At 71.2% G+C, this 13473-nt stretch carries 14 protein-coding genes; 5 read left to right on the top strand and 9 right to left on the bottom strand.

What is annotated here, in order from left to right:
* Positions 1-84: 84 nt before the first annotated feature.
* Genes ACTWPW_RS12380 through ACTWPW_RS12390 form a run of 3 tightly spaced genes read right to left on the bottom strand, consistent with a single transcriptional unit; the run spans position 85 to position 3133 of the window.
* The gene (locus ACTWPW_RS12380; RefSeq protein ID WP_443168773.1) at positions 85-921 is read right to left on the bottom strand and encodes a carbohydrate ABC transporter permease; all 837 of its coding nucleotides are present in this window, start codon (positions 919-921) and stop codon (positions 85-87) included.
* A complete protein-coding gene (locus tag ACTWPW_RS12385) occupies positions 915-1802 on the bottom strand; it encodes a carbohydrate ABC transporter permease (protein ID WP_375110882.1) in 888 nt (295 codons plus the stop codon). Before ACTWPW_RS12385 ends, ACTWPW_RS12380 begins: the two co-directional genes overlap by 7 nt.
* Positions 1803-1813: 11 nt before the next feature.
* Complete coding sequence (locus ACTWPW_RS12390) at positions 1814-3133, bottom strand: ABC transporter substrate-binding protein (RefSeq protein ID WP_443168774.1); 1320 nt, start codon at positions 3131-3133, stop codon at positions 1814-1816.
* A gap of 263 nt (positions 3134-3396) precedes the next feature.
* Here ACTWPW_RS12390 and ACTWPW_RS12395 point away from each other — a divergent pair, with 263 nt between their 5' ends.
* Genes ACTWPW_RS12395 through ACTWPW_RS12405 form a run of 3 tightly spaced genes read left to right on the top strand, consistent with a single transcriptional unit; the run spans position 3397 to position 6396 of the window.
* Complete coding sequence (locus ACTWPW_RS12395; RefSeq protein WP_443168775.1) at positions 3397-4401, top strand: SIS domain-containing protein; 1005 nt, start codon at positions 3397-3399, stop codon at positions 4399-4401.
* A gap of 3 nt (positions 4402-4404) precedes the next feature.
* A complete protein-coding gene (locus tag ACTWPW_RS12400) occupies positions 4405-5274 on the top strand; it encodes a PfkB family carbohydrate kinase (protein ID WP_443168776.1) in 870 nt (289 codons plus the stop codon).
* A 30-nt stretch (positions 5275-5304) separates the two neighbouring features.
* Positions 5305-6396 (top strand): LacI family DNA-binding transcriptional regulator, encoded by a 1092-nt coding sequence (locus ACTWPW_RS12405; protein WP_443168777.1) that lies wholly within the window; start codon positions 5305-5307, stop codon positions 6394-6396.
* Between the two features lie 30 nt (positions 6397-6426).
* Here ACTWPW_RS12405 and ACTWPW_RS12410 read toward each other — a convergent pair whose 3' ends face one another.
* Both ACTWPW_RS12410 and ACTWPW_RS12415 read right to left on the bottom strand, forming a co-directional pair.
* Positions 6427-6765 carry a chorismate mutase gene (locus ACTWPW_RS12410; RefSeq protein WP_364122992.1) on the bottom strand — a complete coding sequence of 113 codons (339 nt, stop codon included), beginning with the start codon at positions 6763-6765 and terminating at the stop codon, positions 6427-6429.
* A gap of 48 nt (positions 6766-6813) precedes the next feature.
* Entirely contained in the window at positions 6814-7986 is a 1173-nt protein-coding gene (locus ACTWPW_RS12415) for a 4-hydroxybenzoate 3-monooxygenase (protein WP_443168778.1), read from the bottom strand.
* 344 nt (positions 7987-8330) lie between these two features.
* Here ACTWPW_RS12415 and ACTWPW_RS12420 point away from each other — a divergent pair, with 344 nt between their 5' ends.
* A complete protein-coding gene (locus ACTWPW_RS12420; protein ID WP_364122996.1) occupies positions 8331-8738 on the top strand; it encodes a DUF2267 domain-containing protein in 408 nt (135 codons plus the stop codon).
* Positions 8739-8742: 4 nt separating this feature from the next.
* Here the strand turns inward: ACTWPW_RS12420 and ACTWPW_RS12425 are convergent, their stop codons facing one another.
* From ACTWPW_RS12425 to ACTWPW_RS12435, 3 genes are read right to left on the bottom strand one after another with little or no spacing between them, the layout of a single operon-like run.
* Entirely contained in the window at positions 8743-8997 is a 255-nt protein-coding gene (locus tag ACTWPW_RS12425; RefSeq protein WP_375110874.1) for a hypothetical protein, read from the bottom strand.
* A gap of 57 nt (positions 8998-9054) precedes the next feature.
* Positions 9055-9426, bottom strand: coding sequence for a hypothetical protein (locus ACTWPW_RS12430; protein WP_443168779.1), 372 nt, complete (start codon positions 9424-9426; stop codon positions 9055-9057).
* Entirely contained in the window at positions 9423-10373 is a 951-nt protein-coding gene (locus tag ACTWPW_RS12435; protein ID WP_443168780.1) for a DUF6221 family protein, read from the bottom strand. Before ACTWPW_RS12435 ends, ACTWPW_RS12430 begins: the two co-directional genes overlap by 4 nt.
* Before the next feature lie 274 nt (positions 10374-10647).
* Here ACTWPW_RS12435 and ACTWPW_RS12440 point away from each other — a divergent pair, with 274 nt between their 5' ends.
* The gene (locus ACTWPW_RS12440; protein WP_375110868.1) at positions 10648-11982 is read left to right on the top strand and encodes a hypothetical protein; all 1335 of its coding nucleotides are present in this window, start codon (positions 10648-10650) and stop codon (positions 11980-11982) included.
* A gap of 60 nt (positions 11983-12042) precedes the next feature.
* Here ACTWPW_RS12440 and ACTWPW_RS12445 read toward each other — a convergent pair whose 3' ends face one another.
* Positions 12043-13446 (bottom strand): hypothetical protein, encoded by a 1404-nt coding sequence (locus tag ACTWPW_RS12445; RefSeq protein WP_443168781.1) that lies wholly within the window; start codon positions 13444-13446, stop codon positions 12043-12045.
* Positions 13447-13473: the final 27 nt, after the last annotated feature.

The raw sequence follows: 13473 nt of genomic DNA on the forward strand, positions 1-13473 counted from the left end.
CAGGAAGCGGTCGAACGGCAGGTGCTGGTAGGCGAAGTTCGAGCCGGTGACCTGCCGGAGGGAGAGTGCCATCTTCGGAGCTCCTTACTTGCCCATGCCGTCGGCCAGGCCCTTGACGATGTAGCGCTGGCCGAGGAAGAACAGCAGCACCACCGGGAGCGCCGCGATCACCATCCCGGCGAAGACGACGGGATATTCGGTGCCGTGCTTGCTCATCAGGCTCGTCAGGCCCACCGGGAGGGTCTGCACGCCGGTGCCGCTGGTGAAGACCATCGCGAAGAGGTACTCGTTCCAGGTGAAGAGGATCTGCAGCAGCACCGTCGAGGTGAGGATCGGCTTGCACATCGGCAGGATGATCCGCCAGAACGCCGTCCACCTGCCCGCGCCGTCCATCTCCGCGGCCTCGTCCACCTCACGCGGCAGATCGATCATGTACGCGCGGATGAGGAAGGTCGTGAACGGGATGCGGAAGGCGGTGTACAGGATGAGCAGCGCCCAGAACGTGTTGTACAGCCCCATGGCCTGGAACATCTTCACCAACGGCACGAGCGCCACGGTCGGGGCCAGCATGAGCCCGCCGAGGATCGCCGCCGTGAGGGTCCTGTTGAGCGGGATGTTCACCCGGGTCAGGCCGTAGGCGGCCCACGCGCTGACGAACACGGTGGCGACCGTCGAGGTCAGCGTGACCAGCACGCTGGTGGTGAGATAGTCGCTGACGCCGCGGTTCCACGCCTTCTGGTAGTTCTCGAAGCTCCAGTGCAGGGGCAGCGCGAACGGGTCGCCGAACAGCTCGGCGTTGGTCTTGAACCCGTTGAGCGTCATCCACAGCAGGGGATAGAGCACGACCACCGCGAGGGCCAGCAGGAACGCCCACATGAAGACCCGGGCGATCACCCCGAGGAAGCTCAGGCGCGTCACCATTCCACCCTTCTCCTGCGGGTGACCCAGAGCTGCGCCACCGCGATGCCGAGCGTGATCACGAACAGGACGGTGGCGATGGCGGCGGCGTAGCCGAAGTTGTTGCGGACGAACCCGCTGCGGTACAACCAGGTGCCCAGCACCTGCGTCGAGTTGTTCGGCCCGCCGGCGGTCATCACCATGACCTCGTTGAACACCTGGAACGCGCCCGAGATCGTGACGATGGCCATGAGCCCGGTCATCTCCCGCACGAGCGGCACCGTCACGCCGAAGAAGCGGCGCACCGGGCCGACGCCGTCGATGGCGGCGGCCCCGTAGATCTCCGTGGGGATGCGCTGGATGGCGACCGCGAACAGCAGCGTGGAGTAGCCGAAGCCCTGCCACTGGCTCATCGCGATGATCGCCGACATGGCCGTGCTCTCCTGCCCCAGCCACGCCTGGGCCAGGTCGCCGAGGCCGGCCGCCTTGAGCGCGTGGTTGAGCGGGCCCAGGTTGGGCTCGTAGACGAAGTAGAACAGCAGGCCCGCCACGGTCAGCGAGATCGCCGACGGGATGAAGTAGACCGCCCGCAACACGCGCTGCCACCGCTCGCCGCGCACCCCCTCGATGATCGCGGCCAGCAGCAGCGCGCCGAACACCTGGAACACGATGGAGACCACCGCGTACAGCACGTTGTTGCCGAACGACGACCAGAAGACCGGGTCCTCGACGAGCTTCGTGTAGTTGGCCAGGCCGACGTACTCCTGGCTGCCGCTGTAGATGTCCCACTTGAGCGTGCTGAACTGCAGGTTCTGGACGAGCGGCAGGTAGACGAACGCTCCGACCAGCACGAGGGCGGGCAGGACCCACGCCAGGCCGAGGGTCCTTCGCAGGGTGGCGCGCACGGAGGGCCTCCCTACCTGGCCTCGGCCGAGGCCTGACGCACGCTTTCGAGCACCTTCTCGGCCGTCATGCCGCCGCTGATGATCGCCTCGCCGCCGGCCAGCCACGCGTCGGCCACCTCGGGCACGGTGACGGTGTCGAGCCAGATGGCCAGCTTGGGCGCCTTGTTGACGAGTTGCACGCCCTCGTAGACGGCCTTGCTGGAGGTCTCGGGCGTGACCGCGCCGACGACCGTGCTGGGCTGCCCGTACGGCGGGGAGGACAGGGTCTTGGCGTTGTCCAGGCTCGTGGCGAACTTCATGAAGTCCACGGCCAGCGCGACCCGGGGCGACCTGGCGTTGATCAGGTAGCCCTCGGGCGAGCCCTCCAGCACCGCCGGGTCACCCGCGGCGCCCTGCGGGACCGGGAGCTGGAAGATGCCGAAGTCGTCCGGCTTCACCCGGGCCGACGTGGCGTTGTCGAACTCCAGGATCTCCTGGTAGTACATGGCGGCCTTGCCGTTGGCGAACGCCTCCTGGGCGGAGCTGTAGAGCACGCCGTTCGTGCCGTCGCGGGTGTCGGTGCACTGGTCGACCAGGGTCCTGAACTGGCCGAGCGCCCTGACGTAGCCCGGGTCGTCGAGCTTGGCCGTGGCCGGGTCGAAGTCGGCCTGGAGGGTGGCCTCGGGCACGTTGTAGGCGAAGAGCTGCTGCAGGTAGTGCAGGGCGGGCCAGCCGTCCTTGTTGCCGAAGGCGATGGGCTCGTACCCGGCCTTGCGCAGGGGGCCGCAGGCGGCGATCAGCTCCTCGAACGTGCCGGGCACCTTGACCCCGGCCTTGTCGAAGGCGCTCTTGCTGTAGCCCATGAACTTGCCGTTGCCGTAGAGCGGGATCCCGTAGTTCTTGCCGTCGCGGGCGAAGGCGGCCAGCGAGCCCGGGCTGAAGGTCCGGCCCCATTCGGTGTCCGGGCCGATCACCTTGGTGAGGTCGGCCGCGCGGCCCCCGCGGATGTAGTTGTCCGCCCAGTTGCCGGTCCAGGTGAAGTAGACGTCGGGCAGCGCGTCGGAGGCGGTGAGCGTCTTGAGCTTGTCCTTGATGCTCTGGTCGGTCTCCTGGATGAGCTCGATCTTCACCTGCGGGTGCTGCTTCCGGTACGCGGCCGCGAGGTTCTCGAAATAGGGGCCCGTGGGCTCGCCGGCGAACTTGGTGAGGATGCTCAGCGTGCCGGAGAACTCCGGTTTGGCCGCGGCGTCGGCCGCCGGGGCCGGTGCGGCACCGCCGCCGCCTCCGGAGCAGGCGGCCAGCGTGAGGGTCCCGAGGAGTGCCGCGAACGTCGACAGTGCGCGAGGGCGCATGGGCTTCCTTTCTCTTCCAGGAGCCTTGGTGTTGGCCGACCATACAGCTCGTCTGATACCGGTACCAGACCCGTAAGCCAAGATCTTTCTTTCGTTAACCCCGCGTGACCTCGCAGAGCTCGAACAAATCCCTGCTCAGCTTAGGTGTGGAGGCGGGCGAGGTTGACGGCGCGCGGCGCGCTGTGCCAACGTGACTGCCGCGTGATACCGGTATCAGACCGCATGGACGGCGCCGGTCGCGGCATTTCCCCGGAAAGGATGCGATGATGCTCGGATTCGACGAGCCGGAATTTGTCTCCCAGGTGGCGAGCGCGGTGGCCCTGCGCCCTGAGATCGAGGAGCTGGTCGACCGGCTCGTGGACCGGGGGTTCGATCAGCTGCTCCTGGTCGGCGCGGGCGGCACATATGCCCAGATGTGGCCGTACGAGCACCTCGCCCGGCGGCTGTCCACGCTCGACGTGCGCGCCGCGATCGCGGCCGAGCTGATCGTCTCCGGTGACGCCCGGCTCGGCGAGCGCACGGTGGCGGTCTTCACCTCCGTCTCCGGCACCACCGACGACAGCGTCCGCGCCATCGAGTACTGCAGGTCCAAGGGCGCCTACACGATCGCCTTCACCGGCCACGCCGACTCGCCCATCGCCGAGAAGGTGGATGCGGCGCTCGTCTCCAAGCCCAAGACCTGGCCGTTCGACATGCAGCTGCTGCTGTTCACGGGCCGGCTGCTCGCCCGCAGGGGCGAGTTCGACGGTTACGGGAAGCTGGCCGACGAGCTGGCCGGGCTGCCCGGGATCCTGGTCGAGGTGGCCAGGCAGGCCGAGCCGGTGGCCGCCGCGTTCGCCGAGGCCCACAAGGACGCCGCCTACCACTTCCTCATCGGCGGCGGGAACCTGTGGGGCTTCACCTACCTCTACTCCATGTGCATCCTCGAGGAGATGCAGTGGCTGCGCACCACCAGGGTGCACAGCGCGGAGTTCTTCCACGGCTCACTGGAGCTGCTGGAGGAGGACACGAGCGTGATCGTCTTCCAGGGCGAGGACGAGACGCGGCCGCTCACCGACCGCGCCGAGGCGTTCGCCCGCCGCGTCTCCAAGGACGTCACCGTCTTCGACACGCGTGACTACCCGCTCACGGGGATCAGCACCGAGTTCCGCGGCCTGCTCGCGCCGCTCGTGCTCGACACCGTGATGAGCCGGGTCAGCAAGCATCTGGAGCGGGTCCGCGAGCACTCCCTCGACCTGCGCCGCTACTACCGGGTCATGGACTACTGAGCGATGAGAGTGCTCGGCTTCGGCGACAACATCGTCGACCGGTTCGGCGACCGGGGCATCGACTACCCGGGCGGCAACAGCGTCAACGTCGCCGTCTACGCCCGCCGCCTCGGCGCCGAGGCCGCCTACCTGGGCGTCTTCGGCAACGACGACCTGGGGCGCTTCCTGCGCGAGTCGATCGCCGCCGAAGGGGTGGCCGTGGAGCGCAGCGTCGTACGGGCGGGTGAGAGCGGCGTCTCGCACCTGCGCGTCGACGACGGCGACCGCGTCTTCCTCGGCTGGAACGGCGGCGGCGTCACCGTGCGCGAGCCTCTCGTGCTCGACGACGACCTGCTCTCCTACGTGCGCGGCTTCGACCTCGTGCATTCGAGCGTCTACTCCCGCAGCGAGCCCGAGCTGCCCAAGCTGGCCGCGCTCGGCACGCTGGTCAGCTTCGACCTGTCCAGCGAGGAGGACTACCGCGACGCCGGCTACCTCGACCGCGTCTGCCCGCACGCCGACCTGGTGCTGCTGTCCTGCTCCCACCTCGACGAGGAGGCCACCGCCGGCCTGCTCGCCGAGGCGGTACGTCGGGGCGCCCGGCTCGCGCTCGGCACCCGGGGCGTGCACGGCGCGCTCGCCCACGACGGCCGGGTCACCCTGTCGGCCCCGGCCCGCCTGGCCGAGGACATCGTGGACACGATGGGCTGCGGCGACGCCTTCCTCACCGGGTTCGCCGTCTCGCTGCTGCGCGACGGCTGGGCCGCCGGCTCCCCCGCGGGGCCCGCCATGATCGAGCGGGCCTTGCGGCAGGGCGCCGAGGCGGCCCGGGATCAGTGCTTCGTCGAGGGCGCCTTCGGCCATGGCCGGCGGGCTCCCGTGACTAGCATGTGATGGGCCGAACAGGAACGAGGGACGGGATCCATGCCAGCTGACCGTGGCCAGGCGGGGCCGACCATCTCCGAGGTGGCGGCGGAGGCCGGCGTGGGCCGCGCCACGGCGGCCCGGACGCTGGGCGGCTACGGATACGTCAGCCCCGAGCTGCGCGCGCGGGTGCTCGCGGCCGCCGAGAAGCTCGGTTACCGGGCCAACGCCCTGGCGCGGAGCATGTCCACGGGCGTGAGCCACACCCTGGGCGTGATCGTCGCCGACATCGGCAACCCGTTCTTCGCCGGGCTGCTGCGGGGAATCTCCGACACCTCGCGGGCGCGGGGGTTCGACGTGATCGTGCTGAGCACGTACGAGAACCTCCAGGAGGAGGTGGCGGCCACCGACGTGCTCATCGACAAGCGCGTGGACGGCATGATCGTCTCCTCGGCGGCCCTCGACCGCAACCAGGTCGCCCACCTCAGGGCCGCCATGGACCGAGGCATCCCGGTCGTGCTGGTCGACCGCGCGGTCGCCGCGCTCGACCTCGACGCGGTGGTCATCGAGAACCGGGAGGCGGCGCGCGAGGCGGTCGAGGTGCTCATCGCGGCCGGGCACCGCCGCATCGGGTTCGTCTGGGGGCCACCGGTCGCGAAGGTCCCCTCGACCAGGCGGGAGCTGCTGGCCGCCGCGAGCCACAACCTGTGGACGGACGGGGAGCGGCTGCGCGGATACCTCGACGCGCTCGACGACGCGCACATCCCGTTCGATCCGGAGCTGGTGATGGTGGGGCCCAAGACCGAGGAGCGGGTGGTGGGCGAGGTCGGCCGCATGCTCGCGCTGCCCGACCGGGTCACCGCCGTGTTCTGCACCGAGACCGACGGCATGACGGGCACGCTGCGCGCCCTGCGGAAGGCGGGGCTGTCCTATCCGGACGACGTGGCGCTGATCGGGTTCGACGACAGCGCGTGGGCCGCCGTCATGGAGCCACCGCTGACGATGATCGCCCAGCCGGTGCACGAGCTGGGCGCGAAGGCCGCGCAGGTGCTCCTCGACATCCTCGGCGGGGCCGCGCCCGCCCGCGAGATGCACACCCTGCGCTCACGCCTCATCCAGCGCGCCTCGGTGGCTGCTCCTCGGGAGGTCTGACCTGCCGGCGTGCTCGTTCTCCCGGCGGCCTCAGGTGGCGCGGGCCGCGGCCCTGCTGCTGGCGATCAGCTCGTGGTGCCGGACGACCTCGGCGATGATGAAGGTCAGGAACCGCTCGGCGAAGACCGGATCGAGCTTGGAGTCCTCGGCGAGCGCGCGAAGGCGGCGGATCTGGGCCGCCTCCCGCTCGGGGTCCGCCGGGGGGAGCTGATATTCGGCCTTGAGCCGGCCGACCTCCTGGGTGCACTTGAACCGCTCGGCCAGCAGGTGGACGAGGGCGGCGTCCAGGTTGTCGATGCTCGCTCGGAGCCGCTGCAGCTCTTTGCGGACGAATATCTCCTCATCAGGCCGATCTTCAGAGGCTTTCACCACAAAAATGTCCCCCTTGGGCGGTATATGGCCTTTGAAGGGGAAATGTTACCCGCCAGCCATCAGGTCGGCGAAGGCACGAGCCGCCGTGCCCGAGGCGAACAGCCGCTCCAGCCGCGCCCTGGCGAGCTCACGGCGGAACGGCCCGGCCAGCGTGGCGTCGCCGGACTCGTGCAGCATCTCGGTCATCCAGCGGGAGAACTCCTGGTGGTTCCAGACCCGCTTGAGACACGTGGCCGAGTACGCCGCCAGCCGCCCGTCGTCACCCTCGCGCAGCGCCGCGCGCAACGCGTGGGCCAGCACGTTCGCGTCGGCGATGGCCAGGTTCATGCCCTTGCCGCCCATCGGGGTGATGATGTGCGCGGCGTCGCCGACCAGGAAGAGCCGGCCGTGGCTCATCGGGTCGACGACGAAGCTGCGCATCTCCACGACCGCCTTCTCCGTGATCGGCCCCTCGGGCAGGCCCGCGTCACCGAGCCGGAGCCGCAACTGCGCCCAGATCCGCTCGTCGCCCCAGTCGTCGAGGGCGTCGTCGGGCGCGCATTCGAGATAGAAGCGGCTGGCCCCGGGCCCCCTGGGGAACTGGGCCGCGAAGCCCGCCGAATGCACCGCGAGGAGCGGGTGGCGCGGCGGCGGGACGTCGGCGAGCACCGTGAACCAGCCGATGCCGTGGTCATAGGTGTACGTGGTCAGCGCCCCCGCGGGCACGGCGGTGCGGCTGACACCGTGGTAGCCGTCACAGCCGGCGACGTAGGAGCAGGCGATCTCGCGTACGACGCCGTCCGGGCCCCGGTAGCTGACGACCGGGGAGGCGCCGTCGAGATCGTGCGGGCGCACCTCGCCCGCGTCGAACCGCAGGTCTCCCCCGCCCTCCAGGAAGGCCGCGACGAGCCGGCCGACGAGGACCTGCTGCGGCACGATCCGGCCCGCCCTGCCGTCGGCCAGGCCGGGGACGTCGAGGTAGCGCGGCTCGCCGTCCACGCGGATCTCCAGCATGCCGTCGCGCGGCGTGCCCGCCAGCACGCTGTCGGCCAGGCCCCAGTCCTCGAAGACGCGCGCGCCCGCGTGTTCCAGCACGCCCGCCCGCTGCCGCCGCTCCACGTAGGACCGGGTCTGCCGCTCCAGCACCACGCAGGCGACACCGGCCCGCTGGAGCAGGTTGGCCAGGGTCAGGCCGGCCGGGCCGGCTCCGATGACGACGACCTCGGTGCTCTCGCGCATGCCGGTCTCCTGGGGGGTGAGAGATCCCTACGGCTCGGCATCCGACACCAAGATCGACGCATCCGCAAGCCTGCCAGGTCACGAGGGGTCCGCGCCCTCCTCCCGCACCGCCGGCACGCCGCGGGCGAACTGCTGGAAGCGCTTTCCTACTTTTCACCCCGCCGCAGCGCACAGGAGTCGTTTCCGTATAAGGCGCCCGGGTAGCCCGCTCAGGAGGGCCCGCTCTTCCCGGGGTTCCGTGCCCCGGACCGGGGGGCGGGAGCCAGCCCGCCCCGTAGGCGGCGCTGTAGATCCTCGGTCAACACATCCACGCCACAGGGCGGACTCAGTCGTGTGGAGGAATCGTGCAACACGACGAATTCATCGGAAAAGTACAGGCACGCGCTCACCTCCGCGGCCGTGAGCAGGCCGAGCGGGCGAGCAGGGCGACACTGGAGACGCTCGGCGAGCGCATTCCCGAAGGGCTCGCCGAACATCTCGCCGCCCAGTTGCCGCACGAGATCGCCGAGAACCTCCGGCGTACCGAGGTCTTCGGCGGCCTCGGCACCGGGGAGCACTTCGGACGGGAGGAGTTCGTGCAGCGGGTCGCCGGCCGCGCCGGCGTCGACAAGCCGCAGGCCACCTACATCGCGCGGGTGGTGCTGGAGGTCACCGCGGAGGCGACGCAGGGCCATGTCATGGACAAGGTCTGCGACAGCCTCCCGCAGGACCTGCGCCCGCTCGTGACGGCCGGCAGCCGGGGCCACCTCTGACGGATCAGGCGCCCAGGTCCCGGACGATGTTGTCCAGCCGGTGGGCCAGGCCGTCGAGGGCCTGGTCCGTCGGGGCGTCGTCCGGGAGCTGGGCCAGCACCTCGTCCCGCCGCGCGATGACCAGCCCCTTGTGGGCGTCGTCCACCTCAGTGGCCGGCATGACCACGCACTCACCCCGCACGAACACCAGCGTGGCGTCCGGCTGCTGCGAGTCCAGCAGTTGGCGGACGCATTCTCTGTCGATCAGCGACATGGACATCTCAAGCTCCTCCGTCGGCTCCCGCCTGGCGTTTACCCAGCTGGGAGCTGTGAAACCTCAACCGAACGTGGGCGGGCCGCCGTTCGAGCGGGACCGCCGCACGCTGAAGGCGACCAGGTAGACGGCCGCGGCCAGCGCCACCACGGCGGGCGGGACGGCCAGCGCGGGCCGGGCGGCGAGCAGCGCCAGCACGGTCAGCACCACCCCGGCGAGCAGCACGAGGCCGGCGGCGAGCAGGCGCAGGCTCAGCTTGTTCGCGGGCGGCGGGGATTGCGGCCACTGCCCGTGACCGGCTCCGGGCACGCCCGGCACGCCGGTGTCGCTCACCGGCCCGTCCTTCGGGGGCGGCGGCTCCCGCAGCACCGGAGCGAAGAACTCGTCGCCGGGATCGTCCCACCGGTTCGTGCCGGGGTCGTCGGGCCGGTTCATGAGGCGCCCCTTGCCGCCCATTCGTCCCGCCAGCCGGGACGCAGGTGGTAGCCGGCCGCCAGGCACCGCAGCGTCGAGCAGGGCGACCCGGACGCGCACTCGGGGCAGTCCCGGCCGTGCTCGGCCAGCAGCGCCAGCTCGGCCGTGCAGCGCGCGACGACGTCGGCCGGGTCGTGCAGCGCGATGTGGATCGCCTCCACCGGCTGCAGGAGGTCATCGTCGTGGAAGCCGATCGCGGCCACGCCCCGCCGCTCGTCGAACTCCAGCCGGTTGCCCTTGTGGGCCGGCACGTACCGCCAGGCGCGCGCCCCCGCCGACTCGGCGGTCGCCTTGTCCGCCTCGATCTGCGTACGCAGCCACTCCGGCATCGGCCCCGCCTCCCCGCCGCCCTCCAGCTCCCGCACGAGCGGGGTGACCACGGCGTTCAGCTCCGCGATGAGCGCTTCGAGCGCGGCCTGGGCGTCGTCGAGGTTGGGCAGCCCGGAGGCCCGCGCCTTGGTGGGGGTGGGCAGGCGGTCGGCGGGCAGGGGCAGGCGCAGCTCCATCGTGGTCAGCGCGGTCGGCCGCTCGTACGGCGGCGCCGCGTACGTCCCGTCGTCCCCGTCCTGCCGCTGCCAGCTCACCCATCCGCCGGACAGCCGCACCGGCGCCGGCACGGCCAGCTCGACCACCGCCAGCAGGCCCCGCGCCTCCTCCGGCCGGTGGCAGGTGGCGTCCAGCACGCGGGCATGGCGGCGTACGTAGGGAGAGTCCGCCACCGGCCGGGTGGCCACCTCCCAGGCCCCCAGCGCGAAGTGCAGCGGATCCAGCGTGACGCCCTCCGCGGCCGGCTCGTCCTCCGTGGCCGCGAAGGCGTGCCGCCACTTGCGCAGCTGCTCGCCGTAGTGCTCCTGCGTGCCCGCGTGTGCGGCGTCGATCCAGAACGCCTGCGTTCCGGTGCCGGCCATGGCTCCCCCGAACTCATCCGATGTCCTCCGTCCGTGCCCCTCCTCTGCCCCGGGCCGGTGCGAATATTGCCCGCCCGGATCAGGTGGGGCGCCGGATCCGCGGGCCCGTGGCCGATGCCGCCGAGCAAGCCGGGCTGCGGCGTCGCGACCTCACTTGACCTGGGGGAACGCCATACCACGCCACCACGTTTTGTGCTCGGAATATTACTGAACGTAACCGTAGGGTGTGCTCAGTGGCCCCCGGTGGGCCCCGCAGCTATCGAGAGGATCGAGCATGGCGCAGGAACCGAGAATCGACGTCGAGACCAGGGCCGACGGGATCGAGCGCAGTCTGAGCTCCGAGCAGGTCGAGCGGATCGCCGACTCGCTCGGGCAGCAGGGGGTCTGGTTCGCCACCCCGCCGGAGCGCCGGGGCGAGGCCCGCCAGGCGGAGCAGACCTGGGACCTGGTGGGCGACCAGCCGCACCACGGCCGCATCGCCACCGGACGGGCGGCCGTGCACCTGGCCGACGGGCACGACGCGCTGACCAGGCCGCTGATCCTGGCCGACGGCTTCAACTACGGGCCGAGCGACCTGGACGAGCTGTGGCGGCACTTCAACCAGCCGTACCAGAAGGGCGCGCCCGGCTTCCTCGACCAGCTCAGGACGATGGGCATCGACGTCGTGCTGCTCGGGTTCGACCAGCGGCACATCTCCATCCAGGCCAACGCCGCCGTGGCGGTCACCTGCGTGCTGCGCGCGATCGAGGAGCGGCGGGGCGACAACCCGCTGGTCGTCGGCGGGGTCAGCATGGGCGGGATGATCACCAGGTACGCCCTGGCCCGCATGGAGAACGAGCGCATCGACCACCAGACCGACAAGTACTTCTCCTACGACACCCCGCACCTCGGCGCCTGGATCCCGCTGGTGCTCCAGCAGCTCGCCTACCTGCACGAGGCGCTGGAGCCGCGCTCCGACGGCCCCGGGCAGGCGGAGCTGATCCGCAGCCCGGCCGCGCAGCAGCTCCTGTGGGGCTGGGTCGAGAGCGCGGACTACTCGGGTCCGGTGACGAGCTCCAGCGCGCTGCGCCAGGAGTTCCTGGAGGACCTGCGCAGGGTGGGCTGGTTCCCGATGCGCCCGTACAAGCTGGGCCTGGCCAACGGCACCGGCAACGGCATCGGTCCCGACCTGGCTCCGGGGACGCCGGTCTTCGACCTGCAGCACGAAGCGCTGCAGCTCACGGCCCGGATCCAGCCGGACATGGGCGAGCTGCAGAACGTTGGCGTCGTGCGCTTCGGCGCGCCGGTGTGGACGAGCGCCACCTCGCACGTGGCCGCGTTCGACGGGGCGCCCGGCGGCACGCTGGAGTCCTGGGGCCGGCTCGCCGACGCGGTGGGGCTGCCGATCCAGGACCGGTTCAGGTGGAGCTGCTTCGTCCCGGCGGTCAGCGCGATCGCCCTGGCCAGGGACCCGTTCCAGTGGCAGTCGGACCTGTACCGCGACCTCAGCGACCTGCCGAAGGACGAGACGTTCCTGGACGCGTTCTGCTGCGACGTGGCCAACACCGAGCACAGCTCCGTGTCCAGGCCGCTGATCGAGTGGTTCCTGGAGCAGCTCGCCGGCTGGTGACCTGCCCCTGAGCACACGAGTGCCGGCCCGCGGACCGCGAGCCGGCACTTTCCATGTCCGCTAGCGGATGCCCCGGTGCACGCACAGGAGCTGGTCGCGGGTGGCGTTCTTGTCGCGGTAGGCGATGGCCGCCGGGCCCTCGGCGCTGTAGTGCTCGGGCAGCCGCTCGTCGGCGGTCCAGCCGGAGCCGTTGAAGCTGGTCCACCACAGGCTCTGGTCCGAGCCGCCGCGGTGCAGGCAGTAGAGCCGGTCCTTGTAGACGGTCAGGGCCGGGCCCTCCGTGGCGTGGTGGGCGGGCAGCTTCTGGTCGGGGCTCCACTTCGAGCCGTCCCAGCGCGTCCACCACAGCGCCGAGTCGTCGCCGGCGCCGCGGTGCACGCAGTAGAGGTGGCCCCGGTAGACCGCCAGCGCCGGGTTCGAGCGGCTGGCGTGGCCGGGCAGCTTCTGGTCCGGGCTCCACTTCGAGCCGTCCCAGCGCGTCCACCACAGCGCCGCGTCGCCGCCGGCGCCGCGGTGCACGCAGTAGAGCTGCCCGTCGTACGCGGCCAGCGCGGGAGCCGCCTCGCTGAAGTGCTGCGGCAGCTTCTCGTCGGCGCTCCAGCTCGACCCGTCCCAGCGGGCCCACCACAGCGCCGCGTCGCCGCCGGCGCCACGGTGCACGCAGTAGAGCTGCCCGTCGTACGCCGCCAGCGCCGGCCCCGCGTCGCTGAAGTGCTGCGGGAAGCGCTGGTCCTCGCTCCAGCCCTCCTCGGCGTCGTAGACCGCCCACCACAGGGCGGCGTCGCCGGCGTTGCCCCGATGGGCCAGGTAGAGCCGGTCCTGGAACTCGGCCAGCGCCGGGCTCGACGCGCTGAAGTGGTCGACGAACCGCTGGTCCCGGCTCCAGCCCTCCCCCGGCTCGTGCACCGCCCAGTACAGCGCGGCGTCCCCGGCGGGCCGGCCGTCCTGCCGGGCCGGTACGAGCATGCCGGGCGCGGTCCACGGCGAGACCAGCTTGACCCCGTACGGCCGGGCGACCGAGGCGATCCAGCCGGCCTTGGCCCGCACGGCGCGCTCGACGATCGGCGCCAGCCAGGGACCGAGCACGGTGCCCGCGGTCTCGCCGATGAGCTGCGGGATCTCGGCGGCCAGCAGCGCGGCCGACTCGTTGAGGTGGATCTCGTAGCCCCACCACCTGGCCACCGGCCAGACGTCGGCGCCCATGGTGCGCAGCTCACGCTGGAAACGGCGGACCCGCTCCTGGTCCTTGGAGGTGAGCTCGGCGATCTGGTGCTCGCTCTCCCGCCTGGCTTCGACCGCCTCGCGCGCCGGGGCATCTTCCAGCAGCTCGGTCTCGACCGCCGCGTCGACGGCGGCCGAGGCCACCGGGTCGTCCTGAGCGTGCAGCAGCGCGGCCTCCCCGCCGAGCGCCACCTCTTCCTCCGTGTCGATACTGATCTTGTCGGCCCGGGTCTCGTCAGTCATTCCAGCCCCCTGGAGTAATAGATGCGC

The sequence above is a fragment of the Nonomuraea sp. KM90 genome (assembly GCF_052246675.1).
In the GTDB taxonomy this organism is placed as follows: Bacteria; Actinomycetota; Actinomycetes; order Streptosporangiales; family Streptosporangiaceae; genus Nonomuraea.